The organism is Actinoplanes flavus (assembly GCF_017592555.1).
GTDB classification, from domain to species: Bacteria; Actinomycetota; Actinomycetes; order Mycobacteriales; family Micromonosporaceae; genus Actinoplanes; species Actinoplanes flavus.
In genome coordinates this window covers 135,057-161,447 of the sequence record NZ_JAGFNS010000001.1, presented here as the reverse complement: position 1 = coordinate 161,447, position 26,391 = coordinate 135,057, and the positions used below count along the sequence as shown (strand labels likewise).

Genomic DNA, 26,391 nt, shown 5'->3' with positions numbered 1-26,391 from the left:
CGGGGGGTCGACGTGCGGGACCGCGTGATCGACCTCGGCGAGGTGCCGGCCGGTGCGCCGGAGGAGCCGGTGCTGCCGCGGGCGCCGCTGCCGTACCGATGGATTCTCGGTCCGCTCGCGGCGATCCTGCTGATCGCGCTCGGTGGCGCGGTGCCGCCCGCCGCGCCCCCGCCGCCGCCGCAGGTGATCCCGCTCACCCTGCGCGACGCGATCCGGGTGCAGGGCGACCGGCTCTACCTGATCGGGCCCGGCGAGCCGATCGGCGGCGAGGTGCGGACCCACACCATCCGCGCCTTCGCGCTACCCGGCATGACCCTGTCCGGTACGTGGACGGCCACGATCGCGGGCGACATCTCCTCCCTCATCGATGCCGGCGACGGCATCCTGCTCATCTCGTCCAGCACGCAGAACGGTGCCGGGGCGATCGGGCTGACCGCTGTCCGGGCCGGGTCGGCCGAGCCACTCTGGCGGCGGGCGGCCGGCATGTTCGGCCTCTCCGACGACCGGAGTACGGTGCTGGTCTACGACGACATCATCGATCCCGACCTGGCGCCCTTGCACGGACTGGATCCGGGGACCGGGAAGCCCCGCTGGACGATGCCGCCACCACCGCGGCCGGGCGGGTGGGCGCTGCGGACCGGCTACTTCTACACCGGTTTCCCGGGCCTCGTCTACCTGTTGTGGCCGGACGGGCGGCTGGAGGCGCGGGAGACGCGTGACGGCCGGACCACCGCGTCCACCCGCACGTCGTTGCCGGTGGACTCCGACACCATGGTTCGGGTGGCGGGCGGCCTCCTCATGATCACGCGGGGCGGCGACTCGATCGCCTACGACGACACCACCCTGGCCGAGCGCTGGCGGGGCGGGCCGCTGGTCGGCCCGGACGGGTATCTGGTGGACTGCCGTCCGATGATCTGCGCCGTGCAGGGGCAGGACGGCCTCGCCGGCATCGACCCGGCCACCGGGCGCCAGGTGTGGCGGCAGGACGGCTGGGACCGCCACGAGCCGCTCGGCGACCATGTGCTGCTGGGTGCGGCGAGCCGAGGGGATCCGGAGCTGTCGGTGCTCGACTCGCGTACCGGCCGGATCACCGTCCGGGCGGGCGCCTGGATCAACGGTGGTCCCGGTCCGCGGCCCGGCACGGCCTACGTCCACCGCATCCTCTCGATCGACAACACCATGCGGTACGGGGTGCTCGATCTGGCCACCGGAAAGGTGCGCCTGCTCGGTGGGGCGCGGTGGATCGCCGGTGACTGCCGGTTCGGTTCGGGCGCGCTGATCTGCCGCCGGCTGGACGCCTCGGCCGCGGTCTGGCGCCTCTGACACCGCTGGCCGGGGCTGGGTAGCCTGCACGTACGGCCGGGGTGTTTCAGGAGGTCTGCGGTGCGTGTGCTGGTGGTGGAGGACGAACGGGACATGGCCGACGCGATCGTGCGGGGCCTGCGCCGCAAGGGGATGGCGGTGGACGTCGCCTACGACGGCCTCCAGGGTCACGAGATGGCCTACGTGACGCGGTATGACGTGGTGGTCCTCGACCGCGACCTGCCCGGCATGCACGGCGACGAGATCTGTGCCGCCCTGGTCGAGTCGGGCACGCTGACCCGGGTGCTGATGCTGACCGCCAGCTCGTCGGTGGACGACAAGGTGGAGGGCCTGGAGCTGGGCGCCGACGACTACCTGGCCAAGCCGTTCGACTTCAAGGAGCTGGTGGCCCGGGTGCAGGCGCTGGGCCGGCGGGCCACTCCGGTGGCGCCCCCGGTGCTCATCGCCGGCGATCTGGTGCTGGACCAGTCCCGCCGGGTGGTGACCCGCGGCGGGACGCCGCTGGAGCTCACCAACAAGGAGTTCTGCGTCCTCGAGGAGCTGCTCAAGGCCAAGGGCGGGGTGGTCTCCAGCGAGGAGCTGCTGGACCGGGTGTGGGACGCCAACACCGACCCCTTCACCACGACCGTCCGCGTGACGATCAACACCCTGCGCAAGAAGCTGGGTGATCCGCCGCTGGTCGAGACCGTGGTGGGCGCCGGTTACCGGATCGCCGAGCCGGTCGTGGCATCGTGACCGTCTACCCCGGCGATCGCGGCCGGATGCGCCCCACCCTGCGGCTGCGCCTGACCCTGCTCAACGGCATCCTGCTGGTCGGCGCCGGGGTGATCCTGGTGCTGCTGGCCTGGCTGATGGTCAGTGAGTCGTTGCACCCGGTGGACGAGTTGCGGGCCGGCTCCACGGTGACCCTGCGCGACGGGCGCACGCGGGAGGCGCTCGCCTGGCAGACCGAGATGGTCGAGCAGGCCTCCCGAGAGGTGCTGGTCAAGGGCTTCAGCGCGCTGATCGCGGTCGGCCTCATCGGCGTCGCCCTGGCGTATCTGATGGCCGGCCGGGCGCTGCGCCCGCTGCACTATGTGACCCAGACCGCGCAGCGGCTCGGCGAGGAGACGCTGGACCAGCGGATCCGCTACTCCGGCGCGGACGACGAGGTGGCCGAGCTGGCCCGGACCTTCGACGCCATGCTGGACCGGCTGACGGCCGCGTTCGAGTCGCAGAAGCGGTTCGTGGCGAACGCGTCGCACGAGCTGCGGACTCCGCTCGCGGTGATGCGGACCGAGATCGACGTGACGCTCAGCGACGACGAGGCGGACGTGGCGGAGTACCGGCGGATGGCCAAGGTGGTCCGCAACGCCTCGGAGCGGGCCAACGGGCTGGTCGACGCGCTGCTGGTGCTGGCCCGGTCGGAGGCGCAGTCCGGCCGCCGGCTGGTCCGCAAGGTGCCGGCCGACCTGGCGACCAGCGTCTACAACGCGCTGTCCGCGGTGAAGGCCGAGGCCGAGCGCCTCAAGCTCGACGTCAGCACGGAACTGGCGCCGGCCCCGGTGGTCGGCGACCCGAGCCTGCTGGACCGGCTGGCCGGCAACCTGATCGAGAACGCGATCCGCTACAACCACCTGCTCGGGCAGCTGTGGCTGCGGACCGAGTCGGTGGGCGGCCAGGCCCGGCTGGTGGTCGGCAACACCGGCTACGAGGTGGAGCCGGGCGATGTGCCGGGCCTGTTCGAGCCGTTCCAGCGGGGCGGCTGGGAACGCACCGGCTCCCGTGGGTCGGGCCTGGGCCTCTCGATCGTGCGCGCCGTCTGCGACGCGCACGGCGGCACCGTGTCGGCGGTGGCCCTGGAGGGCGGCGGCCTGGAGGTCACGGTCGCCCTGCCGGCCGCCGACACCACCCCGGTGGTGTCGGCCACCGCCAGCGTCCCCCGCGCCGGCTGACCGCTCAGCTCTTGGTCTCGATCTCGGCGCGCAGAGCCGGGAAGTCCGCACGCACGTCGCCGGCGGTCTTGAAGAACCACATGATCATGCCGACGCTGCCCTCGTCGGCCCAGCCGCAGATCGCCAGGTCGACGCCGGAGGTGCTGCTGGTGCCGCACCGGGCGACACCACCCAGTTCGCCGGTGGAGGCGTCGGACAGGCCGGACACCTCGGCGGACTGGCCGAAGACCCGGAACGACTCGGTGAGCTCCTTCTCCGGGTCGCTGATGGTGGCCTTGGTGGCCAGGGCGGCGACCATATTCTGCTCGGCGGGCGAGCCGTAGATGGCGCCGAACGAGCTGGACGCGCCCGGGTAGGCGGCCAGGCTGCTCTCCATCTGCTCGGTGATGGCCGCGAACCGCGGGTCGTCGACCAGCGGCAGGCCACCCAGCGTCTGCGGCTGCGTGATGGCGATCCGGGCGGCCGCGGCCTCGGCGTCGTCGACCGCGTTCTTGCCGATCAGCAGGATCGTGGCGGCGCCGCCGACGCAGAGCACCAGCGCGATCGCCACCGAGAGCAGGACGATCGGGACCGTCCGGGACTTGGGCTTCGGCGGCGGGAAGGGCGGCGGGAAACCCGGGTAGCCCGGCTGCGGGGGCCCGAAGCCGGGCTGAGGCGCACCGTAGGGGCCGTACCCGGCGGGCGGGTACTGCTGCGTCGGCGGGTACTCCGGCTGGCCGGGGTGCGGCGGGTATGTCATCAACGCTCCATGACTGGTGAAGGTCGGTGGATCTTATCGACGCCGGGGAGCGAGAACGGACCGTTCATGCCGTGAGTAGTCACACCTGCACGCCGAAGGCCCCCGCACTGAGAGTGCGGGGGCCTCCGAAGGAGTTACCTGATCAGGAGCGGACGTTGGCCACGCCGTCCGGCAGGAAGCGCTTGCCGGTGACCCGCTCGGCGGTGCCGCTGCGGTCCAGGTACGGCGTGACGCCACCCAGGTGGAACGGGTAGCCGGCGCCCAGGATCATGCACAGGTCGATGTCCTGCGCCTCCGCGACCACGCCCTCGTCGAGCATGATCCGGATCTCCTCGGCCAGGCCGTCGAGCGCCTTCTGGCGGACCTCGTCGGCGGTCAGCGGAGCGTCGCCCACCTCGAGGAGCTTGATCACCTCGGGGTTGATCTCCTTGTCGACCATCACCGGCAGCTTGCTGTCGACGATGCGCTTGAGGTTCGGCGAGTCGACGTAGCGGTCCGGGAACGCCGCGTGCAGCGTCTCGCCCACGTGGTAGGCCACGGCCGGGCCGACCAGCTGGAGCAGGGCGATCGGGCGCATCGGCAGGCCCAGCGGGTCCATCGCCACGTTCACCACGTCCAGCGGGGTGCCGGCGTCGACGGCCTGGAAGATCTCGCTGGTGACCCGGGTGAGCAGGCGGTTGACCACGAACGCCGGGGCGTCCTTGACCAGCACCGACGACTTCTTCAGGGTCTTGCCGACCTCGAACGCGGTGGCGAGGGTGGCGTCGTCGGTCTGCTCGCCCCGGATGATCTCCAGGAGCGGGAGGACCGCGACCGGGTTGAAGAAGTGGAAGCCGACGACCCGCTCCGGGTGCTCCAGCTCGGCGGCCATCTCGGTGATGGACAGCGAGCTGGTGTTGGTCGCGAGGATCGCCTCGGGCTTGACGATCTTCTCGAACTCGGCCCAGATCTGCTTCTTCAGGTCGAGGTTCTCGAAGACCGCCTCGATCACGAAGTCGGCGTCGGCGAAGACGGACTTGTCGACCGAGCCGCTGACGAGCAGGCGCAGCTTGGCGGCGGTGCCCTCGTCCATGCGCTTCTTGGCGACCAGCTTGTCGATCTCGCCGTGGACGTAGGCCACGCCCTTGTCGACCCGCTCCTGGTCCAGGTCGGTGAGGACCACCGGGACCTGGAGGCGGCGCAGGAACAGCAGGGCCAGCTGGGAGGCCATCAGGCCGGCGCCGATGATGCCGACCTTGGTGACCTTGCGGGCCAGCGACTTGTCCGGCACGCCGACCGGGCGCTTGGCCCGGCGCTGGACCAGGTCGAAGGAGTAGAGGCTGGCACGCGCCTCGTCACCCATGATCAGGTCGGCGAGGGCCTCGGTCTCGGCCGCGGTGCCGTCCTCGAAGGACGCGGTCTTGGCCAGGGCGAGCAGCTCGACGGCCTTGTTGGCGGCCGGGACCGCGCCGTGCAGCTTCTCGTCCAGCATGGCCTTGACGAACTCCAGGACGCCGTCCCAGTCCTTGCGGTCGATCTCCGGCCGCTCGACGATGATGTCACCGTTGACCACGCCGGCCGCCCAGGCCAGCGAGTCCTCCAGGAAGTCGGCCGCCTCGAAGAGGGCGTCGGCGACACCCATCTCCTTGGCCTGCTTCGGCCGCAGCTGCTTCTGGGTCAGCGGGTTCTGGAGGATGACCGTGGCCGCGTTGATGATGCCGATCAGGTTCGGCAGGATCTGCGAGCCACCCCAGCCGGGGATCAGGCCGATCGCGACCTCGGGCAGGGCGAGCGCCGCCGCGCCGGTGGAGACGGTCCGGTAGTGGCAGTGCAGCGCCACCTCGAGGCCGCCGCCCATGGCCGCGCCGTTCACGAACGCGAAGGTCGGGATCTCGCTGTTCCGGAGACGGGCGAAGACCCGGTGGCCCAGCTCGCCGAGCGCCAGGGCCTGCTCACGCGAGTTGATCAGCGGCATGCCGGTGATGTCGGCGCCGACGCAGAAGATGTACGGCTTGCCGGTCACCGCGATGAACGACGGGTTCGCCTCGGTGGCCGCGGTGATCGCCTCGTCCAGCGAGGTCAGGCCGCCCGGGCCGAAGCTGTTCGGCTTCTTGTAGTCGAAACCGTTGTCCAGCGTGATCAGGGCCGCGGGCTTCGCCAGACCGGGGACCTGGACCAGGCGGAGGATCGCCTTGGTGACTACCTCGTTCGGGTTCTCGATCACTTGGCCGCGCCTTCCCAATACGGGTTCTCCCAGATAACGGTGCCGCCCATGCCGATGCCGATGCACATCGCGTTGATCCCGTAGCGGACGTCGGGCCGCTCGGCGAACTGCCGGGCGAGCTGGGTCATCAGGCGGATGGCCGAGGACGCCAGCGGGTGACCGATGGCGATCGCGCCGCCCCACGGGTTGACCCGCGGGTCGTCGTCGGCGATGCCGTAGTGGTCGAGGAAGGCGAGCACCTGCACGGCGAACGCCTCGTTCAGCTCGAACAGGCCGATGTCGTCGATCGTCAGGCCGGCCTTCTTGAGGGCCTTCTCGGTCGCCGGGACCGGGCCGTAGCCCATGATCTCCGGCTCCACGCCGACGAACGCGTAGGACACCATCCGCATGGCGACCGGCAGGCCCAGCTCACGGGCGGTCGCCTCGTCGGCCAGGATGGCCGCGGTGGCGCCGTCGTTGAGGCCGGCCGCGTTACCGGCGGTGACCCGGCCGTGCGGACGGAACGGGGTCTTCAGGGTGGCCAGCTTCTCCAGCGACGTCTGGCGCGGGGCCTCGTCGACGGTGGCCAGGCCCCAGCCCAGCTCGGCGGAGCGGATGGCGACCGGCACCAGGTCCGGCTGGATCTTGCCGTCGGCGTACGCCTTGGCGGTCTTGATCTGGGAGTTGAGGCCGTACGCGTCGGCCCGCTCCTTCGTGATGTGCGGCAGGCGGTCGTGCAGGTTCTCCGCCGTCGAGCCCATCACCAGGGCGGACGGGTCGACCAGCTTCTCGGCCAGGATCCGCGGGTTGGGGTCGACGCCCTCGCCCATCGGGTGGCGGCCCATGTGCTCGACGCCGCCGGCGATGGCGATGTCGTACGCGCCCATCGCGATCCCGCCGGCGACATTCGTCACCGCGGTCATGGCGCCCGCGCACATCCGGTCGACGGAGTAGCCGGGGGTGGTCTTCGGCAGGCCGGAGAGCAGCGCGGCGGTCCGGCCGAGCGTCAGGCCCTGGTCGCCGATCTGGGTGGTGGCCGCGATCGCGACCTCCTCCACCTTCTCCGGCGGGAGGTTGGGGTTCCGCTTCAGCAGCTCTCGCATGCAGCGGATCACCAGGTCGTCGGCGCGGGTCTCGGCATACATGCCGCCCGCCTTGCCGAACGGGGTGCGGACGCCGTCGACGAAGACGACCTCGCGTACTTCACGGGGCACAGCAAGCCTCCTTGCGGGCGTGAACCCAAATGTGTCGGCAATGCTACTCGCCAGTAACTAGTAGCTGCCAGGCCCACCGGGAAAAGGTCACACCTCGAGGCCGGCCGGATCCCGGGGCCGTCTCGGACGCCCCGGGACAGCCCTCAGGAGGATTCGGGGAGGACCTCGGCGAGGTCGTCGGCCAGCAGGACCACCTGCCAGTTGCGGGCGCCGAAGCCGAGCAGCGTGTCACCCACCGTGCGGGACGTGATCTCGTCCGGCGGGGACCAGGCGAGCCGGCGGACGAAGTCCGGGCTGACCAGGTTCTCCGGCGGGAGGTTGTGCCGTTCGGCGGTGCCCACCACGATCTGCCGGCACCGGGCCAGCCGGGCCGCCGCGATCGGGTCGCGCTCGGCCCAGCGGTGCGGCGGGGGCGGCCCGTCCACCGGCTGGTTCACCGGCAGCGCGTCGTCCGGCAGGGACCGCGCCTGGTCCAGTGCGTCCAGCCAGATCCGGGCCAGCCGGCGCACCGAGCGGCCGCCGAAACCGGGGATGCCGAGCAGGGTGCGCTCGTCCTTCGGGTCGGCCTCGGCCGCCGCCACGATCGCCGAGTCGGGCAGCACCCGGCCCGGCGCCGAGTCCCGGCGGGCCGCCACGCCGTCGCGGGCGTACCAGAGCGCGCGGACCCGGGACTGGGCGCGGGCGCCGCGCACCCGGTGGATGCCCGAGGTGCGCCGCCACGGATCGGGGCGCACCCGCGGCGGGCGGTCCGCGCCGGCCACCAGCGCGGCGAACTCCTCGGCCGCCCACGCCGTCTTGCCCTGCTGCTCCAGCTCGGCGGCGAGCACGTCGCGCAGGTCGGTGAGCAGCTCCACGTCGAGTGCCGCGTACGTCAGCCAGGACTCCGGCAGCGGCCGGGTCGACCAGTCCGCCGCCGAGTGGTGTTTCTCCAGCGAGTAGCCGAGCAGCTGCTCGGTCAGCGCGGCGAGACCGACCCGTTCGAAGCCGGCCAGCCGGGCCGCCAGCTCGGTGTCGAACAGCCGGCGTGGTCGCATCCCCAGCTCGGCCAGGCAGGGCAGGTCCTGGCTGGCGGCGTGCAGCACCCACTCGGTGTCGGCGAGGGCGAGGTCCAGGGTGCGCAGATCGTCGAGGGGGAGCGGGTCCAGCAGCACGGTGCCGGACCCGGCCCGGCGCAGCTGCACCAGGTAGGCGCGCTGGGTGTAGCGGTACCCGGAGGCGCGCTCGGCGTCCACGGCGACCGGGCCGCTGCCCGCCGCCATCCGGGAGACGATCTCGGCCAGCTCGGCCTCGGTCTCCACCGGGCGGGGCGTGCCCTCGCGGGGTGCGGTCAGCGGTGTCGCGGGTCGGGGTTCCTCGGGGCCGCCCTCGGGACCGCCGGCGTGCGGGCCGGGCGGCACTGGGTGCGGTCCGTCTCCTGCCGTGTCCGGCGAGTCCCGACGGCGCAGGGGTGCTTCGTCGGTCACTCCGTAACCGTACGGGGGTGGCACCCTTGGCGTGCGCAGCCGGGGTCCGGCGCGTCGATTCTTGATCTCGTGCGAAGTTCATCCGTTCAGCGCTCCGGTCCGTACCACCTGTCGCAGCGCCGAGACCCGGGGAGGCCGCGCCGGATGACCGCACCATTCGAACCCTTCACGCCCGCCAACGGATCAGGCGGGCACCGGCGCGCTCAGGAATGGGGCTGGGAGGACGACCGGTCCTGGAACCAGCAGCCCCAGCAGCAGCAACAGCAACCCGCCTACGACCCGTGGGGTCAGCAGCAACAGCAGCAGCAGTGGGCGCCGCAGCAGCCGCAGTGGAGTCAGCCGGTCTACGAGACGCCGCAGCAGCCGGTCTACGAGCAGCCGGTCTATGAACAGCCGGTCTACGAGCAGCCGGCGCCGGCGCCCGCTCCGAAGCGCACCCGGGGCCGCATGATCGTCATCGGCCTGGTCGCGGCGCTGCTGCTGGTCACCGGCTGGCAGGCGTTCCGGGTGGAGACCATGATCCGGAGCAGCAACGACCTGGCCACCGCCGTCAACGCCGAGCAGGGCCGCAGCCAGGAGCTGGAGAAGCAGCTGGCCACGGTCTTCGACCCGGAGGGCATCGCGAAGAGCGTGCTGCCCAGCGTGTTCCGGGTCCGGGCCGGCGACTTCACCGGTACGGCGTTCGCGGTCGGCCAGGCGAACGGGCGGACCAACCTGTTCACCAACTTCCACGTGGTGGAGGAGGTGTGGAGCGGCGGCGACCGTGCGGTGTCGCTGGAACGTGGCAACACCCGGATCGACGCGACGATCGTCAAGGTGAGCCAGGGGCGGGATCTGGCGCTGCTGCGTACCAACGCCGACATCACCCCGCTCGGTGTGGCCGCCGACGAGGTGAAGCCCGGTCAGCAGGTGATGGTCGTCGGCGCGCCGCTCGGCCTCGAGGACTCGGTCACCACCGGCGTGATCAGCGCGTACCGGCCGGGCGCCGAGGACGGGCCGACCATCCAGTTCGACGCCCCGATCAACCCGGGCAACTCCGGCGGCCCGGTGGTCAACTCCAGCAAGAAGGTGGTCGGGCTGGCCACCGCGAAGGCGCGGGACGCCGAGGGCATCGGCCTGGCGATCCCGATCGAGACCGCCTGCCAGACCCTCGGCGCCTGCGGCAACGGCTGAGGCCGCTCCGGCCGGGAAACCGGCCGGAGCCGCTCAGGCGTGCAGGTGACGGTCGGTGAGGGAGGCCACGCCGGGCGGCGGCAGGCCGGCCGTCGAGGCCAGCATCGCGCACCAGCCGTACAGATGGGCGCCGAAATCGGTGGAGGTGGGTGTCCAGGAGGCGCGCACCTCCAGGTCGGCGGTCGGGGCCGGGCCGGCCAGCTCACCGAACCGGGTGGACGCGGTCTGCGTGACCGTGCCGCCGATCGCCGTGTACGCCGCCGCGTGCTGCTCCAGCCCGTCAATCAGCCAGGTCCACGCCACCGCCGAGAGCAGCGGATCGGAGGCCAGGTCCTCCTCCAGCTCCGCGGTGATCAGCGTGACCAGGCGCAGGTCGCCCTGCCAGGCCTCGTGCCCGGCCGGGTCGTGCAGCAGGATCAGCCGGCCGCTCGCCACCTCGTCACCACCGCGCAGCACGGTGGCGCTGAGGGCGAACGCGAACGGCGCGAGCCGCTGGGGCGCGGCGATCTCCTCGAGCAGGATCTCCGGCCGCGGCGAATCCGCGCGCAGCCCGGCGACGGCGCGGGTGAACGCCTCAGGGGCAGCGGAGGGGGACGCCATGGGGAAAGCCTATGCCGATCTAGCGGTGGTCCGGGGTCGGCACGCCGCCGCGCTCGGAGTACTGGCGTGGCACCATGGCCCGGTGACGGTTCTCCAGGATTCCCCCTTCGTCCGGGCGTGTCGCGGTCTGCCCGGCCCGCACACGCCGGTGTGGTTCATGCGGCAGGCCGGGCGCTCGCTGCCCGAGTACCGCAAGATCCGGCAGGGCGTCGGCATGCTCGAGTCGTGCCGCCGTCCGGACCTGGTCACCGAGATCACCCTGCAACCGGTCCGCCGGCACAACGTGGACGCGGCCATCTTCTTCAGCGACATCGTGGTGCCGGTCGCGGCGGCCGGCATCGACCTCGACATCGTGGCCGGCACCGGCCCGGTGGTGGCCGAGCCGGTGCGCACCGAGGCCGACCTGGCCCGGCTGCGGCCGATCGTCCCGGCCGACGTGGACTTCGTCACCGAGGCGGTGCGGCTGCTGGTCGCCGAGCTGGGCGCGACGCCGCTGATCGGCTTCGCGGGCGCGCCGTTCACGCTGGCCAGCTACCTGATCGAGGGCGGCCCGTCACGGACCTATCTGAAGACCAAGGCCATGATGTACGGCGCACCCGAGCTGTGGAACGCCCTGCTGGCCCGGCTCGCCGAGATCACGCTGACGTTCCTGCGGGTGCAGATCGACGCCGGGGTGAGCGCCGTGCAGCTGTTCGACTCGTGGGCCGGCGCCCTGTCCGAGGCCGACTACCGGCGGTTCGTCATGCCGCACTCGGCCGCGGTGCTGAACGGCCTGATCGACGCCGGGGTGCCGCGTATCCACTTCGGTGTGGGCACCGGGGTGCTGCTGGAGGCGATGGGCGAGGCCGGCGCCGACGTGGTGGGTGTGGACTGGCGGACCCCGCTGGACGAGGCCACCCGGCGGATCGGCCCGGACCGGGCGGTGCAGGGCAACCTGGACCCGGCGATCCTCTTCGCCGGGTGGGACGTGGTGGAACGGGAGACCCGCCGGGTCCTCGACCAGGGCAAGGCCGCCCCCGGGCACGTCTTCAACCTGGGCCACGGCGTGATGCCGGAGACCGACCCGGACATCCTCACCCGCCTGGTCGCCCTGGTTCACGAGGTCTCCGGGTCCTAGGCCCCTGGGCGACCGGGCCGGATCTCGGCAGGCTCACGTCACAGACCCGGACCCCACTGGCCGGGGTCCGGCGCGACCTGGGAGTGTGTGAAGCGTGCGGAAGCGGATCGCGGTCATCGGCGGCGGCATCGCCGGCCTGGCGGCCGCCGTGCGCCTGCGGGATGTCCACCCGGGCGCCGAGGTGGTGGTGTACGAGCGCGGCCCCGCCCCGGGCGGCAAGCTCAGCACCGGTGAGCTGGGTGGGCGCACGGTCGAGCGCGGCGCCGAGTCCTTCCTGAACAGCGCGCCGGACGGCGGCGAGTCCGCGGCGGTGGCCCTGGCCCGGCGGGTCGGCCTCGGCGACGCCCTGGTGCACCCGGCGGCCCGTCCGGCCGCCCTGGCCTTCGGGGGCCGTCTGGCTCCCGTTCCCGGCGGCACGCTGGTCGGCGTCCCCGGTGACCTGTCCACGCTGGACGGCGTGGCGCTGCCGGCGAGCGACGCCGACCGGGACACCGGCCATCCCCTGCTGGCGCCCGGCGCCGACGTGGCGGTCGGCGCCCTGGTCCGCGAGCGGTTCGGTGACGAGGTCGTGGACCGGCTGGTCGACCCGATGCTCGGCGGGGTCTACGCGGGCCGCGCCGACCGGCTGTCCCTGCGGGTCACCATGCCGCAGCTGGCACACACCGCGGAGACCGAGCACACGCTGCGCGGCGCGGTCCGGGCCGCCCAGGCGCGCGGGCGCCGGGTCCCCGGACGGCCGGTCTTCGCCGCGGTCGAGGGCGGGATGAGCCGGCTGATCGAGGCCGCCGCCGCGGCGAGCGGGGCGCGGATCCGCCTCGGTGCGCCGGTGCGCGAGCTCACCCGTACCGGGAAGGGTCTTTGGCAGGTGGTCTCCGGGCCGGTGCCCGCGCCGCGGACCGAGGAGTTCGACGCGGTGATCCTGGCGTTGCCGGCGAAGCCGGCGTCCCGGCTGCTGAGCGAGGTCGCGCCGGAGCCGGCCACCGCGGTCGCCGCCCTGGACTACGCGAGCGTCGCCCTCGCGGCGATGACCCTGCCGGCCGGGACCGAGCTGCCGGACCTCTCCGGGTTCCTGGTGCCGCCGGGCGAGGGCACGCTGGTGAAGGCGGCCACCTTCGTCACCGCCAAGTGGCCGCACCTGGCCCGCGACGAGGGCCCGGTGATCGTCCGGGTGTCGCTCGGCCGGTCCGGCGAGGAGGAGCGGCTGCAGCGCGACGACGCCGCGCTGCTGGAGGTGGCCCACCGGGAGCTGAGCGACCTGCTCGGGGTGGGTCTGCCGGTTCCGGCGGCGACGTGGGTGCAGCGCTGGGGCGGCGGCCTGCCGCAGTACGCGCCGGGTCACGCCGACCGGATCGCCGCGGCGCGGGCCGGGCTGCCGGAGGGGCTGGCGCTGGCCGGCGCGGCGTTCGACGGTGTCGGCATCCCGGTGTGCGTGGCCAGCGGCGAGCGCGCCGCGGACGATGTGAGTACGTTCCTGAAGGAGATCGCATGAGCGAACAGCAGACGAACGCCGCGCGGATCAACGAGTTGAACGCGACCATCCGCTACACCATGTGGTCGGTGTTCCGGGTGTCCGCGCCGCTGCCCGCACTCCGTGACGAGCTGGCCGGCGAGGTCGGCGCGCTCTTCGAGCAGCTGGCCGGCAAGGACGTGACGGTCCGCGGCACCTACGACGTGTCCGGCCTGCGCGCCGACGCCGACATCATGGTGTGGTGGCACTCCGGCTCGTCCGACGCGCTCCAGGACGCCTACGGGCTGTTCCGCCGGACCGCGCTGGGCCGCCACCTGGAGCCGGTCTGGTCGCAGATGGCGCTGCACCGTCCGGCCGAGTTCAACCGCAGCCACCTGCCGGCCTTCCTGGCCGACGAGGAGCCCCGGCCGTACGTCTGTGTCTACCCGTTCGTCCGCTCCTACGAGTGGTACCTGCTGCCCGACGCGGAGCGGCGCGAGATGCTGGCCGAGCACGGCCGTCAGGCGCGCGGCTACCCGGACGTCCGCGCCAACACGGTCGCGTCGTTCGCGCTCGGCGACTACGAGTGGATGCTCGCCTTCGAGGCCGACGAGCTGCACCGCATCGTCGACCTGATGCGTGAGCTGCGGGCCTCCCGGGCGCGGCGGCACGTCCGCGAGGAGGTGCCGTTCTACACCGGCCGGCGCCGCTCGATCACCGAGATCGTGGCGAACCTGCCCTGATCCCGCTTCATCGGGATGTGCGGGATGCCGTCCTCGAGGTATTCCGGGCCGGACTGCTCGAAACCGAAGCGGGTGTAGTAGGCGGCGAGGTGGGCCTGGGCGTGCAGGATCGACGGGCGGTTGCCGATCACGGCGAGCGCCTCGGAGATCAGCCGCCCGGCCAGCCCGTTGCCGCGGGCGTCCGGGGCGGTCACCACCCGGCCGATCCGCTCCACCCCGTGGTCGCTCAGGATCCGCAGGTAGGCCCGCACCCGTTTGCCCTGGGCGAACCACAGATGCCGGGTCCCGGGTTCGACGTCTCGCCCGTCCGGATCGAGGTAGGCGCATTCCTGCTCGACCACGAAGACCTCGCTGCGCAGCTTGAGGATCTCGTAGAGGGTGGTGGTGTCGAGATCGCGAAACGACGCCACCCGCAGCTCGTCGTGAGGTTCGGGATGCATCGGCACAACATACGTGGGCTTTCGACGTTGTACCGGTGAAGGCTGGAGGACGTCATGATCAAGCGCAGCAGACTGTTCGGCAACAAGACCCGGGTGACGTTCTGCCTCCCGGCGGACGAGCCGCCCGGCACGGTGAGCGTGGTCGGCGACTTCAACGACTGGCGGCCGGGGACCCACGAACTCCAGGTGCGGCGCAACGGCACCCGGACGGTGAGCGTGCCGCTCGACCCGGGCCACTACAAGTTCCGCTATCTGGCCACCGACGGCGTGTGGCTGGACGACCCGGACGGTAGCGAACTTCATCTATAAGTGGGTCGGCCGGGCCGCCGGGGAGATCTTCTTGAGCCATGGCTGAGGTGAAGCTGGCGATCATCTACTACTCGTCCACGGGCACCGTGCACGCGATGGCGCGCCGGCTCGCCGAGGCGGGGGAGAAGGCGGGCGCCGAGGTGCGCCTGCGCCAGGTGCCGGAACTGGCCCCGCCCGCGGCGATCGCCTCAAATCCGGCCTGGAGCCGGCACCACGACCAGACCAAGGACGGTCCGCGGGCCGAGGCCGGCGACGTGGTCTGGGCCGACGCCGTGCTCTTCGGCACACCCACCCGGTTCGGCAACCTGACCAGCCAGCTCAAGCAGTTCCTCGACACGCTCGGCCCGCAGTGGGCGCAGGGTCTGCTGGCGAACAAGGCGTACGCCGGGTTCACCGCCTCGATGACCGAGCACGGCGGCCAGGAGTCGACGTTGCTGGCCCTCTACACCACGATCTACCACTTCGGCGGCGTGGTGGTGGCGCCCGGCTACACCGACCCGCTGAAGTTCTCCGACGGCAACCCGTACGGCGTCTCGCACGTCACCGGTGGCAGCAACGACATCCCGCTCAGCGAGGTGCAGTACGCGGCCCTGGATCACCTGGCGAGGCGGATCGTCGCGGTGGGTGGGCGTCTGCGATAATTTCGCCGCATGGCCGACACCCAGTTTGAAGATCTGTTGCGACGGGTTCTGGAGACCGGCACGCCCAAGAGCGACCGCACCGGCACCGGGACGCGGAGTCTTTTCGGTGCGACCCTGCGATACGACCTGGCCCAGGGCTTCCCGCTGATCACCACGAAGCGGGTGCACTTCAAGTCGATCGCGGTCGAGCTGCTCTGGTTCCTGCGCGGGGACACCAACGTGAAGTGGCTGCACGAGCAGGGCGTCACGATCTGGGACGAGTGGGCCGGCGCCGATGGCGAGCTGGGGCCGGTCTACGGCAAGCAGTGGCGTTCCTGGCCCGGTAAGAACGGGGACATCGACCAGCTTTCCGAGGTCGTGGAGACCATCCGGAAGAATCCGGACTCGCGCCGGATGATCGTGTCCGCGTGGAACGTGTCCGACATCCCCGACATGGCATTGGCGCCCTGCCACGCGCTGTTCCAGTTCTACGTGGCCGACGGCCGGCTCTCCTGCCAGCTCTACCAGCGCAGCGCCGACCTCTTCCTGGGTGTCCCGTTCAACATCGCCAGCTACGCCCTGCTGACCCGGATGATCGCGGCACACGTCGGCCTGGAGCCCGGTGACTTCATCTGGGTCGGCGGCGACGTGCACATCTACGACAACCACATCGAGCAGGTCCGGGAGCAGCTCACCCGGGAGCCGTACCCGTTCCCGGAACTCGAGATCGCGCCCCGCCCCAGCCTGTTCGAGCACGAGTACGCCGACTTCACCGTGGTCGGTTACCGGCACCACCCGCTGATCCCGGCTCCCGTCGCGGTATGACGATCCACATGATCTGGGCCGAGGCCCGGGACCGGGTGATCGGCGCCGGCAACACCATCCCGTGGCGGGTCCCGGGGGAGCAGGCCGTCTTCAAGGAGCGCACCCTGGGCTCGCCGGTGGTGATGGGCCGCCGCACGTGGGAGTCGCTGCCGAAGCGGCCGCTGCCGGGCCGGGAGAACATCGTCCTCACCCGCGACCCGTCCTGGGCGGCCCCGGGCGCCACGGTCATCCATTCGCTCGATGATGTGAAATATCGGGACTTCTGGGTGATGGGCGGCTCGGAGGTCTACGCCGCCTTCCTCCCGCGGGCCGAGCACATCGTCCGGACGAGGATCGACCTCACGGTGCCCGGCGACGCCTACGCGCCTGAACTCGGCGACGACTGGCGGGTCACCAGTGCCGACCGGGTCCAGGCGCCGAACGGCGTGACCTATGTGGTGGAGGATCTCAGCCGGCGGGCGTGAGCCGGATCGACAGGCTGTTCACACAGTGCCGCGTGTTCTTCGAGGTGAAGCCCTCGCCCCGGAACACGTGACCCAGGTGTGAGTCGCAGCGGGCACACCGGATCTCGGTGCGCACCATCCCGTGGCTGTGGTCCTCGATCTCGGTGACCGCGCCCGGGATGGCGTCGTCGAAGGACGGCCAGCCGCAGTGACTGTCGAATTTGGTGTCGCTCGGGTAGAGCTGGGCGCCGCAGGCCCGGCAGTCGTAGACACCGGCGGTCTTGGTGCTCACATACTCGCCGCTCCACGGAGCTTCGGTGCCGGCCTCGCGGAGCACGCGGAACTCGGCCGGAGAGAGGCGGATCCGCCACTCCTCCTCGGTCGTGGGTAGATCGGTTGTCATGCCATCCACCGTACGTCGCACGCGGCGTGCGCCGGAGGTGATGATCGGCCCGGTTGAGAGGACATGGAAGGTGGATCCCCGGCGATGTTCCGGCCGACCTGGCAGCAGGTCCTCGGCCATGGTCTCTACCTCGGCGCGATGAGCGCGGTGGCGAGTGTCACGACGGGGGTGATCGCGGCATTGGCCTGGCCCGGCCGGGGCGGCCCGCCGGGCTGGGTGTGGCTCGCGCTGATCGGCGGGCCGCTGCTGCTCGGTGCGGTGGCCGGCATGGTGGCCGGGCGGCGTACCGGGGTCGAGGTGGGTGCCGTCGGCATCCGTACCTCGTCGGTGTTCGAGGAGGGTGAGGCGCCCTGGCACCGGGTGGTGGACCTGCGGGCCGAGCGGCGCGGTCGCCGCAACGTGGTCTCGGTCTACCTGGACACCGGGGCCAGCGTGCAACTGCACGCTCCGTACAGCGGGGGACTCTTCGCCGCGGACCCGCAGTTCGAGCTCAAGGTATTCACTTTGTCGCACCTGTGGCGCAGTCACCGTTTCGGTGGTCTTCCTAGCTGAAGACCCGCCTCGGGGTGTTTCCGGGTAAAACGGGCAATTACCGTTAAGCTCCCGTGCGACCATGGAACCGTACCTTCAGCAACAGAACGGATACTCCTCATGAGCTTTTCGCGTCGGCTGACCGCTGGAATTCCCACGGTCGGCGCCACTGTCCTCGCTGCTCTCGCCCTCGGTGCCGGACCCGCCGCGGCGTCTGCCGAACTCGTCGGCGAGGCCGGTCACGTCATGGCGGCGCCGAGCCCTGACCCGGTCGACGGCCAGGGGGGCGACGGCTACGGTGGCGCCGAGACCGCGCCACCCGCCGTCAACGCCGTGACCGCCACCCCGCCGACCCGGGGCAAGCCGGGCTACGGCGGCGTGAGCGAGACGCCGAGCCCCAGCCCGAGCCTGCCGACCGGCAACGTCAACTCGGTGCCGCCGGCCGGGGTCAGCTCGGAGATCGCCACGCCGAAGCCGACTCAGACCACCGCGGGCGCGGGTGTCAGCTCCGGCAACACGCTTCCGGTGACCGGCTCCCCGTCCGGGGGCGTGGTGGCCCTCGGCGGCCTGATGGTGGCGGGTGGCGCCGCGGCTGTCTGGTACACGCGTCGCCAGCGTAATGTCTGAAATATCAGCATAAAACGGTAAGAGGCCGTCCGGTTTGCCGGGCGGCCTCCTCGCGTATCGGCCCCTAAGCTGAGGGGCATGCCGAAAGCCGCCGCGGAAGAACACGAGGTCGCCGGCCACACCGTGCGCCTGAGCAGCCCGGACAAGATGGTCTTCCCCGAGCGGGGATTCACCAAGCGCGACGTCTTCGAGTACTACCTCGCCGTCGGCGACGGCATCCTGCGGGCCCTGCGCGACCGTCCCACCACGTTGCAGCGCTTCCCGGACGGCATCGAGGGCGAGATGTTCTTCCAGAAGCGGATCCCCACCCGCGGAGTCCCCGACTGGATCCAGACCGCGAAGATCAAATTCCCCAGCATGCGTACGGCCGACGAGCTCAGCCCCGCGGACCTGGCCCATGTCGCCTGGGCCGCGCAGATGGGCACCGTGGTCTTCCACCCCTGGCCGGTCCGCGCCGCCGCCCCGGACGAGCCCGACGAGCTGCGCATCGACCTCGACCCGCAGCCCGGCACCGGCTTCGCCGACGTGGTCGCCACCGCCGGCGTGGTCCGCGAGGTCCTCGCCGACCTCGGCTGGACCGGGTGGCCGAAGACCTCCGGCGGCCGCGGCGTACACGTCTACGTGCGCATCGAGCCGCGCTGGTCCTTCGTCGACGTGCGCCGCGCGGCCATCGCCCTGGCCCGGGAGGTGGAGCGCCGCAACCCGGCCGGCATCACCACCTCCTGGTGGAAGGAGGAGCGCGGCGAGCGGGTGTTCCTCGACTACAACCAGATGGCCCGGGACCGCACCATCGCCTGCGCCTACTCACTGCGCGCCAACGCCCGGGCCACCGTCTCCACCCCGGTCACCTGGGCCGAGCTGGCCGACGTCGAGCCCGACGACTTCGATCTGCGGACCGTGCCGGCCCGGTTCGCGAAGAACGGCGACCCGCACGCCGGCATCGACGACGTGGCCCACGACCTCACCCCGCTGCTGGAGTGGGTGGCCCGCGACGAGCGGGACGGCCTCGGCGACCTGCCCTACCCGCCGGACCATCCCAAGATGCCCGGGGAGCCGAAGCGGGTGCAGCCGTCCAAGGACCGCGACCTCAAGTCACAGAAGTAGCTTCATGCCCTCGTGCGAGGCCTCGAAGCCGAGCGCCTCGTAGAACCGGTGCGCGTCGGTGCGGCGCTTGTCCGTGGTCAGCTGCACGATCCGGCAGCCGCGCGCCCGCGCCCGCTCGATCGCCCAGCGCATCAGCTCGCCGCCGAGGCCCTGCCCACGCCGGGCCGAGCTGATCCGGACCGCCTCGATCAGCATCCGCTCGGCGCCGCCCCGGCTCAGGCCCGGGATGAAGGTGAGCTGGCAGGTGCCCACCACCTCGTCGCCGTCGGCGGCCACGATCAGATAGTTGCGGTCGTCGGAGTCGATCGCGTCGAAGGCCGCCCAGATCCCGGGCTCGACGTCCGCGGTCCCGAAACCACGGGTACGGCTGATGTCGTCATCGGCGAGCAGGCCGAGTACGGCGGGGACGTCGGCACGGGTGGCGATCCGGATCTGCATGATCGAAAGCTTGTCACGGGCTGTCGCGGACCGTTCACCTCGGGCACCATGACGACATGCACGCGTTGCTCACGCTGCCGAGACTCGTCTACCGCGCGATGGTCTGGCTGGCCAACTCGCCGAAGACGCTGCTGCTGTCCTACTCGATGCTGATCATCATCGGCGCCACCCTCTACTACCACTTCGAGGACGACACCAGCTTCGGCGACGCGATCTGGTGGGCCGTCGTCACCGCGTCCACGGTCGGCTACGGCGACATCTCACCCGAGACCTGGCAGGCGCGGGTGATGGCCGGAATCCTCATCTCGGTCATGGTGCTGCTGGTGATCCCGCTGATCACCGCGCACTTCGCCAGCAAGCTGATCGTCGACGCCGACGCCTTCCGCCACGAGGAGCAGGAAGAGCTCAAGAACAACCTCCGACGGGTACGCGCACTGCTCGAGGAGATGGCCGCCCGTCAGGAAATGCTCACTTCGGAGGGCAGCGCAGACCCTCCGCCGGCATCTTCAGATCCAGCAGATAGCCGTCCACCGCGTCCTTGATGCACGGGGTCGAGGGGTAGGCGGTGTGCCCCTCGCCCTCCCACGTGAGCACCTGCCCGACACCCAGCATCTTCGCCAGGTCGGCGGTGTTCTCGTACGGCGTGGCCGGGTCCCCGGTCGTGCCCACCACCAGGATCGGCGGCGCACCCTTCGCCTCGCCGGCCGGGTACGGGTCCCGCTGGCCACCCCAGTACGCGCACGGCAGCATCCCGACCGCCATGGGCGCCCCGAACAGCGGGTACTTCGCCCGCCACTCGCCCTGGAGCTTGCGGATCTCCGCCACGCCCGGCGCCTTCTCGTTGTCCACGCAGTTCACCGTCAGGTTGGCGTCGAACAGGTTGGAGTAGGTGCCGTCGGGCTCGCGTTCGGCGTACTGGTCGGCCAGCTCGAAGATGCCGGTCGCGTCACCGGCCTGCAGGTCGTCGATGGCGTTGGCCAGGTCGGCCCAGCCGGACTCGGTGTAGAGCGACGAGATCAGCCCGAGGAACACCCAGCCGGCCGTGGCCTCCCGCCCGTCCGCCCCGCGCACCGGCGACGTCTCGGCCTTGGCGAGCGCGTCGGTCACCGCGCCCCGGGCGTCCGGCGCGATCGGGCAACGGCCGGGCTCGGCCGTGCACCACTTCGTGAAGTTGGTGAACGCCCGCTCGAAGCCCTTGGCCTGCTGCTCCGAACCCTGCGTGAAGGTCTCCGTCGGGTCGACCGCGCCGTCCAGCACCAGGGCCCGCACGTTCTTCGGGAACAGCTGGGCGTAGGTGGCGCCGAGCAGGGTGCCGTACGAATACCCCAGGTAGGTGAGCTTCTCGTCGCCGACCGCGGCGCGCAGCGCGTCCACGTCACGGGCGGCCTGCTCGGTGGAGAAGTCGGTCAGGTCGTCGCCGTACTTCTTCGTGCAGCCGTCGGCGATCTTCTTGTTGAGCGCCGCCACCGCGTCGAACTCGGCCTGGGTCACCGGGTCCGGGTCGGCGGCGAAGGAGGCGTCCTGGTCCTTCGCGTCGATGCACTTGACCGGGCTGGACCGGCTGATCCCGCGCGGGTCGAAGCCGACGATGTCGAACCGGTCGGTGATCTCGGTGGGCAGGCCGCCCAGCTTCTCCCCGAACGTCAGGTAGACCGCCAGGTCGACACCCGAGCCACCCGGGCCGCCCGGATTGAGCAGCAGCGAGCCGATCCGCTCCGACGCCTTCTGCCTGCTGGAGCGGATCCGGACCAGCGAGATGTCGTACTTCTCGCCGGCGTCCGGCTTCGACCAGTCCTCCGGCACCGGGACCGTCGCGCACTCGTAGGCCATCCCGGGGGCGGTCCGGCCGACCAGGTCACGCGCCACCTCGGGGCAGGGCCGCCAGCGCGCCGAGCCGGGCGCCGCCGAGCCGGGCGCGGACGTGCCCGACTCCGCCCGGGCCGGCTGGTCCGCGCCCTCCGGAGCGAACGACGGCAGGGTGCAACCGGTGGCCGTGACCAGCACGGCGAGGACTGCGACGGTCAGGCGCGAGCGACGATCCACGCAACGACCCTATCCGGTCCGTGCCGGTACGCCCCTCAACGGCTGGTGAGCACCTCGGCCAAGTCGAACCGCACCGGGCGCTCCAACTGCTCGTACGTGCAGGTCAGCGGGTCGCGATCGGGACGCCACCGTTCGAACTGGGCGGTGTGCCGGAACCGGATGCCCTCCATGTAGTCGTAGCGGACCTCGACGACCCGCTCCGGCCGCAGCGGCGTGAACGACAGGTCCTTGCCCGCGTTCCACCTGCTCACCTCGTTCTTGCGGGGGGTGCGCTCGCCCTGCTCGTGCGCCGCCCAGTTCCACGGGTGTCCCTCGAACGTGGTGACCAGCGGCTGCAACTCCTCGAACAGCTCCTCGCGCACCTTCATCGGGAACGAGCCGATCACCCCGACGCTCACCAGGACGCCACGCTCGTCGTGCAGGCCCAGCAGCAGCGACCCGATCCGGTTGTCGGCCGACTTGTGCACCCGGTAGCCGGCCACCACGCAGTCCGCCGTCCGCTTGTGCTTGATCTTCGACATCACCCGCTTGTCCGGCTGGTACGTCAGATCCCGCCCCTTGGCGATCAACCCGTCCAGCCCGGCGCCCTCGAACTCGGCGAACCACCGGCGGGCCGTCTCCAGATCATCGGTCGCGGGAGTCACGTACACCGGAGGTTCAGCGTCTTCGAGAATCTCGCTGAGACGGGCGCGCCGCTCGCTGAACGGCAGGCCGGTCAGATCCTCGTCGCCGAGCGCCAGCAGATCGAAGGCCACGAAACTGGCCGGAGTCTGCTCGGACAGCAGCTTGACCCGGCTGGCCGCCGGATGGATGCGCTGCTGGAGCGCCTCGAAATCGAGAGTGTTCCGCCCGGTGTCGGCGACGATCACCTCGCCGTCGATCACCGCCCGCTCCGGGAAGTTCGCCAGCACGGCGGCGACCACCTCGGGGAAGTAGCGGGTCATCGGCTTCTCGTTGCGGCTGCCGATCTCCACCTCGTCACCGTCCCGGAAGACGATCGACCGGAATCCGTCCCATTTGGGCTCGTAGAGCTGGCCGGGCGGGATCTCCGCGACGGGTTTCGCGAGCATCGGCTTGACCGGCGGGTTCAGCGGGAGCTGCATCCGATCAGTCTGCCTCCTCGCGCGCCCGCCGGGTGCCCCGTTGCCGGACCAGCAGCCCTGCCTGCTGCGGACGTCTTGGGCCAGCAGCCCTGCCCGCTACGGACGTTTCGGACCGGCAGCCCTGATGGCTCAGCGGACCAGCAGCTCCACCAGGCGCTCCAATTCGGCCGCCGGCTCGGCGGTCAGGCCCATGTGGACCGGCCCGGCCCGCAGAATCGTGCTGCGCGGCGCCACCAGCCAGCGGAACCGCTCACCCGGCCGCATCCCCTCGGCCGCCCCGCTGCCGCCACAGGTCCGGTCCCAGGCGTCCAGGGCCGCCCGGATCGCCGCCACGTCCGCCGACGGGTCCAGCGCGAGCAGCCGCGACTCGTCCAGATGCGTCCGCGCGGACAGGAAGTCCCGCCGCTGGCAGTAGAGCAGCACTCCGACGTTGATCAGCTCACCGCGCTCGACGCGCGGCATGGCCTGGATGATCGCGTACTCGTACGGTGTCACGGCAACCACGCCTCCGGCCGCTCCGCCCGGCGGGAAAGATGGCTCAGGTAGGCGGCCCGGTCCCCGTTCTCCAGCCACTCCTGCGGCACCAGATCGATCACCTCGGCCAGCAGCTCCGGGGTGATCCGTGCGGCCAGCGCCGGGCCCTCGGTGGCGAGCCCGGTCGCGTACGGCTTCAGCACGTGGTCGTCCCACCGGTAGGGCCGGTGCGCCACCTGCTCGGCGCGCGCCCAATTGTGATGGAAGTAGAGCGTCGCCCCATGATCGATCAGCCAGAGCCGGCCGTGCCAGATCAGCAGATTGGGGTTGCGCCAGCTGCGGTCCACGTTCTCCACGAACGCGTCGAAGGCGACGATCCGGCTGGCCAGCGCGGCGTCCACCGGATGGGCCACCGGGTCGTACCCCAGCGAGCCGGGCAGGAAGTCCATCCCCAGATTGCCCCCGGCACTCGCCTTGATCAGCTCCTGGACCTCCTCGTCCGGCTCGGCGCGGGCCACCACCGGATCGAGCTCCACCCGGGCCAGCTCCGGCACCGGCAGCCCGAGCCGTCGCGCCAGCTCCCCGGCGATCACCTCGGCCACCAGCGCGCGCGGCCCCTGGCCCGCTCCGCGGAACTTGACCACATAGGTCCCGAGATCGTCCGTCTCGACGACACCGGGCAACGAGCCGCCCTCCCGCAGGGGCGTCACATAACGGATAGCGGTGACCTCACGCAACACGCCACTCACCCTACGGACCATGATCCTGTACGCGGTGCGCCGCCCCGCCCCACAGCGCCCGCCCCCGCTTTCCGCCTCCCGGCCGCCTCGCCCCCGCTTTCCGCTTCCCGGCCGCCTCGCCCCTCACCCAGACAGCCCGTCGGCCGAAGTGCCCCGCGAGGGCTAGGTCCCTCTCTCAAGATCAACTCCAGCTGGCCGCCAGGGCTGTCTCAGCGCCCCTGAGACAGCCCTGCCAACCAGCCGCATCCGGAGAGCGCCCCCATTCCGGACTTGCGTCCGCCGCGCCGACTTGCGTCCGTGCGTCAAGACCAAACTCGGCTGGTTGTCAGGGCTGTCTCGGGGGCGCTGAGACAGCCCTGACAGCCAGCTGGATCTGGGGTGCCCCCGCGCTCCGGGTGGCGTCCTTTGATGGGTCCGGGCTTGTCTCTGTGGGTCGGCGTGCGCCGTTGCCGGGGCTGTGTCTGGGCGGCTAGATCGACTTTGGCTGGTTGTCAGGGCTGTCTCGGTGTGCTTGGGGCAGCCCTGACAGCCAACTGGATCAGGCCTCCGGTCCGCGGCGGCGGAGTTCGTCGACGCGGGTCATGGCGGAGCGCAGTTCCGCCAGCCAGTCTTCGGTATGGCGGCCGACCAGCTTCACGCACCAGGCCAGCGCCTCGGAGCGGGAGCGGGCCACGCCGGCGTCGACCAGGGTGTCGAGGACCTGGCGCTCGGGCTGCCGCAGCCGGGTCATCACCGGTGCGGACAGATGGGTGAAGAGCTCCGAGGTCTCCCCGCATCGGGCCCCCCATGCGACCTTGCGCTGGTACCGGTGCTCGACCTGGCGGGCGACCCGGATCCGGGCCTCCCGGGTCTCCTCCCGGAACCGGGCGATCCGTCCGGCCTGGCCCGCGGCCCGGTCGGCGTCGGTGGTGTCCTCCGGCAGGTCGGGCTGGGGCAGACGGCCCCAGATGATGATCTCGTCGCGGTCGATGACGACCTCGGGCGCCTCGGTGAACCAGCCGTCGGGGAGCGCGCCGATGATCCAGGCGGCGGCGTCGTCGGCGTTGGGCGGCTCGGTGCGCCCACCGGGCGCGGCGAATCGGACTGGCATGACAACCTCCTCGCTTACCTGATTACATACTTACAACCTTTCGCGCCGCTCCGCCAGACCTGTCGGCGATGGAGGTGCGGAGGGCCGATGCCGGGCGCAGTGGATGGAGAGCCGCCTGCCGGTCAGGAACTGGTCGTGTAGCTGCGGCGGAGCGATTGCTGCCGGCTATGGCATGGCGGCAACGAGCCGGCTCGACGCGGACGGGCATCGGGATCGCCTGCCGGGCGCAAGTGTGCTCGGTTTGGCGGTGGCGATCTGGGGCGCCGTGCGGACGCGGTGGCGGCGGAGTTGGGCGGCGTGCCCGGTGTGGTGGTGACGGTTCGGGGAAGCGTGCGGGCGCGGCGGCGGAGGGTGTGGCGGTGACGGGCCGGAGAGCGTGCGGCCGGGTTTCCTGCCGGGCGAGGTGCGGGGCGTGTGGGAGGGCGGCGCGCGATGAGATCGCGTGGCAGGATGGGCCGGATCATGGACCGGGGAACGGCGAACCGCCCCGGCACCGGAGGATCGGCGACGAGGCGGCTCGGGTCTGCGGGCCATCGCGGGGGACGGCGACGTGGGAGCGCTCCCACCGCGAACGTTACCGCATATTCACAGGTCTGAAAAGCCCTCGCGGCCGACGTCCGATGAGCCCGGCAATTGCGACATGCCAGAACGGGCAATTTGCACTAGCCGCCACCCGGACGACAGAATGAATGCGATGACGACCATTCGCGGCCAGTACGGGGGCGGGCGTCAGCCTAATGACGTCGCTGTAGGAGCGAACAACCATGGCCAAGCAGATAATTACCGTTCTGACCGACGACCTCGACGGGGGTGAAGCCGACCGCACCGTCGAATTCGGTCTCGACGGGGTCAACTACACCATCGACCTCTCCGAGAAGAACGCCGGTAAGCTGCGTAAAGCCTTGGAGCCGTTCCTCTCCGCGGCCACCCGTCTGGGTCGCAACGGCAGCACTCCGGCCACTGCCCGGCGGGCTGTCGCGGCCGTGTCGAGCCGTTCCAGCCGGGACCAGAACCAGGCTATTCGTGAGTGGGCGAACAAGAACGGCTACCCGGTCTCCGAGCGTGGCCGGATCCCGAGCAACGTGGTCGAGGCGTACCACAACAAGCGCTAGAGCGCTCCGCGGCGGCGCCGTCCGGGTTTCCGGGCGGCGCCGTTCCGTCTCCTGTGGACGGTCCGGACCCGCTCTGACCTCAGCGGCCGCCTTCGATAACCGGCGCGATCGGCGCCATTCCGGTTCCGGTACCCGGGAACGATCCGGCCGCCGA

At 71.4% G+C, this 26,391-nt stretch carries 29 protein-coding genes; 16 read left to right on the top strand and 13 right to left on the bottom strand.

Going from position 1 to position 26,391, the window contains the following annotated elements; translation table 11 throughout:
• Positions 1-12: 12 nt before the first annotated feature.
• Genes J5X75_RS45830 through J5X75_RS00760 form a run of 3 tightly spaced genes read left to right on the top strand, consistent with a single transcriptional unit; the run spans position 13 to position 3,257 of the window.
• Positions 13-1,323: a PQQ-binding-like beta-propeller repeat protein gene (locus tag J5X75_RS45830; protein ID WP_208465171.1), complete on the top strand. Its 1,311-nt coding sequence runs from the start codon at positions 13-15 to the stop codon at positions 1,321-1,323.
• 60 nt (positions 1,324-1,383) lie between these two features.
• Positions 1,384-2,058 carry a response regulator transcription factor gene (locus J5X75_RS00765; RefSeq protein ID WP_208465170.1) on the top strand — a complete coding sequence of 225 codons (675 nt, stop codon included), beginning with the start codon at positions 1,384-1,386 and terminating at the stop codon, positions 2,056-2,058.
• Between the two features lie 26 nt (positions 2,059-2,084).
• Entirely contained in the window at positions 2,085-3,257 is a 1,173-nt protein-coding gene (locus J5X75_RS00760; protein WP_208465664.1) for a sensor histidine kinase, read from the top strand.
• A gap of 4 nt (positions 3,258-3,261) precedes the next feature.
• Here J5X75_RS00760 and J5X75_RS00755 read toward each other — a convergent pair whose 3' ends face one another.
• The 4 genes from J5X75_RS00755 to J5X75_RS00740 all read right to left on the bottom strand — a co-directional run bounded on the left by J5X75_RS00755 (position 3,262) and on the right by J5X75_RS00740 (position 8,855).
• Positions 3,262-3,996, bottom strand: coding sequence for a hypothetical protein (locus tag J5X75_RS00755; protein WP_208465169.1), 735 nt, complete (start codon positions 3,994-3,996; stop codon positions 3,262-3,264).
• 142 nt (positions 3,997-4,138) lie between these two features.
• Positions 4,139-6,199 (bottom strand): 3-hydroxyacyl-CoA dehydrogenase NAD-binding domain-containing protein, encoded by a 2,061-nt coding sequence (locus J5X75_RS00750; protein ID WP_208465168.1) that lies wholly within the window; start codon positions 6,197-6,199, stop codon positions 4,139-4,141.
• Positions 6,196-7,392, bottom strand: coding sequence for a thiolase family protein (locus J5X75_RS00745; protein WP_183216208.1), 1,197 nt, complete (start codon positions 7,390-7,392; stop codon positions 6,196-6,198). Before J5X75_RS00745 ends, J5X75_RS00750 begins: the two co-directional genes overlap by 4 nt.
• A gap of 143 nt (positions 7,393-7,535) precedes the next feature.
• Positions 7,536-8,855 (bottom strand): HRDC domain-containing protein, encoded by a 1,320-nt coding sequence (locus J5X75_RS00740; RefSeq protein WP_208465166.1) that lies wholly within the window; start codon positions 8,853-8,855, stop codon positions 7,536-7,538.
• A 144-nt stretch (positions 8,856-8,999) separates the two neighbouring features.
• On the opposite strand from J5X75_RS00740, the gene J5X75_RS00735 reads away from it, so the two are divergent.
• Positions 9,000-10,028 (top strand): S1C family serine protease, encoded by a 1,029-nt coding sequence (locus J5X75_RS00735; protein ID WP_208465164.1) that lies wholly within the window; start codon positions 9,000-9,002, stop codon positions 10,026-10,028.
• A gap of 33 nt (positions 10,029-10,061) precedes the next feature.
• On the opposite strand, the gene J5X75_RS00730 is transcribed toward J5X75_RS00735, so the two are convergent.
• Entirely contained in the window at positions 10,062-10,628 is a 567-nt protein-coding gene (locus tag J5X75_RS00730; protein ID WP_208465163.1) for a DUF3000 domain-containing protein, read from the bottom strand.
• Between the two features lie 82 nt (positions 10,629-10,710).
• Here J5X75_RS00730 and hemE point away from each other — a divergent pair, with 82 nt between their 5' ends.
• The 3 genes from hemE (at position 10,711) to hemQ (ending at position 13,935) form a co-directional block, all read left to right on the top strand.
• Positions 10,711-11,745 carry a uroporphyrinogen decarboxylase gene (gene hemE, locus J5X75_RS00725; RefSeq protein WP_307797876.1) on the top strand — a complete coding sequence of 345 codons (1,035 nt, stop codon included), beginning with the start codon at positions 10,711-10,713 and terminating at the stop codon, positions 11,743-11,745.
• A gap of 94 nt (positions 11,746-11,839) precedes the next feature.
• Complete coding sequence (gene hemG / locus J5X75_RS00720) at positions 11,840-13,234, top strand: protoporphyrinogen oxidase (protein WP_208465159.1); 1,395 nt, start codon at positions 11,840-11,842, stop codon at positions 13,232-13,234.
• Positions 13,231-13,935 (top strand): hydrogen peroxide-dependent heme synthase, encoded by a 705-nt coding sequence (gene hemQ, locus J5X75_RS00715; protein WP_208465158.1) that lies wholly within the window; start codon positions 13,231-13,233, stop codon positions 13,933-13,935. Before hemG ends, hemQ begins: the two co-directional genes overlap by 4 nt.
• On the opposite strand, the gene J5X75_RS00710 is transcribed toward hemQ, so the two are convergent.
• Positions 13,884-14,375 carry a GNAT family N-acetyltransferase gene (locus J5X75_RS00710; RefSeq protein WP_208465157.1) on the bottom strand — a complete coding sequence of 164 codons (492 nt, stop codon included), beginning with the start codon at positions 14,373-14,375 and terminating at the stop codon, positions 13,884-13,886. The two genes, hemQ and J5X75_RS00710, sit on opposite strands and share 52 nt — an antisense overlap.
• A 54-nt stretch (positions 14,376-14,429) precedes the next feature.
• On the opposite strand from J5X75_RS00710, the gene J5X75_RS00705 reads away from it, so the two are divergent.
• From J5X75_RS00705 to J5X75_RS00690, 4 genes are read left to right on the top strand one after another with little or no spacing between them, the layout of a single operon-like run.
• On the top strand, positions 14,430-14,684 hold the full coding sequence (locus tag J5X75_RS00705) for an isoamylase early set domain-containing protein (RefSeq protein ID WP_208465156.1): 255 nt from the start codon (positions 14,430-14,432) through the stop codon (positions 14,682-14,684).
• Positions 14,685-14,722: 38 nt separating this feature from the next.
• Positions 14,723-15,325: an NAD(P)H:quinone oxidoreductase gene (gene wrbA / locus J5X75_RS00700; protein ID WP_208465155.1), complete on the top strand. Its 603-nt coding sequence runs from the start codon at positions 14,723-14,725 to the stop codon at positions 15,323-15,325.
• A gap of 9 nt (positions 15,326-15,334) precedes the next feature.
• A complete protein-coding gene (locus J5X75_RS00695; RefSeq protein WP_208465154.1) occupies positions 15,335-16,129 on the top strand; it encodes a thymidylate synthase in 795 nt (264 codons plus the stop codon).
• Entirely contained in the window at positions 16,126-16,593 is a 468-nt protein-coding gene (locus J5X75_RS00690) for a dihydrofolate reductase (RefSeq protein ID WP_208465153.1), read from the top strand. Before J5X75_RS00695 ends, J5X75_RS00690 begins: the two co-directional genes overlap by 4 nt.
• Here J5X75_RS00690 and msrB read toward each other — a convergent pair.
• A complete protein-coding gene (gene msrB / locus J5X75_RS00685) occupies positions 16,577-16,975 on the bottom strand; it encodes a peptide-methionine (R)-S-oxide reductase MsrB (RefSeq protein WP_208465151.1) in 399 nt (132 codons plus the stop codon). The genes J5X75_RS00690 and msrB overlap by 17 nt on opposite strands.
• A gap of 84 nt (positions 16,976-17,059) precedes the next feature.
• On the opposite strand from msrB, the gene J5X75_RS00680 reads away from it, so the two are divergent.
• The 3 genes from J5X75_RS00680 (at position 17,060) to ligD (ending at position 19,237) form a co-directional block, all read left to right on the top strand.
• Positions 17,060-17,527, top strand: coding sequence for a hypothetical protein (locus tag J5X75_RS00680; RefSeq protein WP_238487106.1), 468 nt, complete (start codon positions 17,060-17,062; stop codon positions 17,525-17,527).
• Positions 17,528-17,626: 99 nt separating this feature from the next.
• Positions 17,627-18,133 carry an LPXTG cell wall anchor domain-containing protein gene (locus J5X75_RS00675; protein WP_208465149.1) on the top strand — a complete coding sequence of 169 codons (507 nt, stop codon included), beginning with the start codon at positions 17,627-17,629 and terminating at the stop codon, positions 18,131-18,133.
• A 78-nt stretch (positions 18,134-18,211) separates the two neighbouring features.
• Positions 18,212-19,237, top strand: coding sequence for a non-homologous end-joining DNA ligase (gene ligD, locus J5X75_RS00670; protein ID WP_208465148.1), 1,026 nt, complete (start codon positions 18,212-18,214; stop codon positions 19,235-19,237).
• On the opposite strand, the gene J5X75_RS00665 is transcribed toward ligD, so the two are convergent.
• Positions 19,226-19,675: a GNAT family N-acetyltransferase gene (locus J5X75_RS00665; RefSeq protein ID WP_208465147.1), complete on the bottom strand. Its 450-nt coding sequence runs from the start codon at positions 19,673-19,675 to the stop codon at positions 19,226-19,228. The two genes, ligD and J5X75_RS00665, sit on opposite strands and share 12 nt — an antisense overlap.
• Before the next feature lie 56 nt (positions 19,676-19,731).
• Here J5X75_RS00665 and J5X75_RS00660 point away from each other — a divergent pair, with 56 nt between their 5' ends.
• The gene (locus J5X75_RS00660; RefSeq protein ID WP_208465146.1) at positions 19,732-20,217 is read left to right on the top strand and encodes a potassium channel family protein; all 486 of its coding nucleotides are present in this window, start codon (positions 19,732-19,734) and stop codon (positions 20,215-20,217) included.
• On the opposite strand, the gene J5X75_RS00655 is transcribed toward J5X75_RS00660, so the two are convergent.
• The 5 genes from J5X75_RS00655 to abmR form a co-directional block, all read right to left on the bottom strand.
• Complete coding sequence (locus J5X75_RS00655) at positions 20,144-21,718, bottom strand: alpha/beta hydrolase (RefSeq protein ID WP_208465145.1); 1,575 nt, start codon at positions 21,716-21,718, stop codon at positions 20,144-20,146. The genes J5X75_RS00660 and J5X75_RS00655 overlap by 74 nt on opposite strands.
• A gap of 35 nt (positions 21,719-21,753) precedes the next feature.
• Entirely contained in the window at positions 21,754-22,821 is a 1,068-nt protein-coding gene (locus J5X75_RS00650; protein ID WP_208465144.1) for an ATP-dependent DNA ligase, read from the bottom strand.
• 129 nt (positions 22,822-22,950) lie between these two features.
• Positions 22,951-23,316, bottom strand: coding sequence for a DUF3037 domain-containing protein (locus J5X75_RS00645; protein WP_208465142.1), 366 nt, complete (start codon positions 23,314-23,316; stop codon positions 22,951-22,953).
• A complete protein-coding gene (locus tag J5X75_RS00640; protein WP_208465141.1) occupies positions 23,313-24,035 on the bottom strand; it encodes a HipA family kinase in 723 nt (240 codons plus the stop codon). The genes J5X75_RS00645 and J5X75_RS00640 overlap by 4 nt, the downstream gene beginning before the upstream one ends.
• A gap of 538 nt (positions 24,036-24,573) precedes the next feature.
• Positions 24,574-25,125 carry an ATP-binding transcription factor AbmR gene (gene abmR / locus J5X75_RS00635; RefSeq protein WP_208465140.1) on the bottom strand — a complete coding sequence of 184 codons (552 nt, stop codon included), beginning with the start codon at positions 25,123-25,125 and terminating at the stop codon, positions 24,574-24,576.
• 764 nt (positions 25,126-25,889) lie between these two features.
• Between abmR and J5X75_RS00630 the strand changes: the two genes are divergently transcribed.
• Positions 25,890-26,237 (top strand): histone-like nucleoid-structuring protein Lsr2, encoded by a 348-nt coding sequence (locus tag J5X75_RS00630; protein WP_208465139.1) that lies wholly within the window; start codon positions 25,890-25,892, stop codon positions 26,235-26,237.
• The last annotated feature ends 154 nt before the right edge of the window (positions 26,238-26,391 follow it).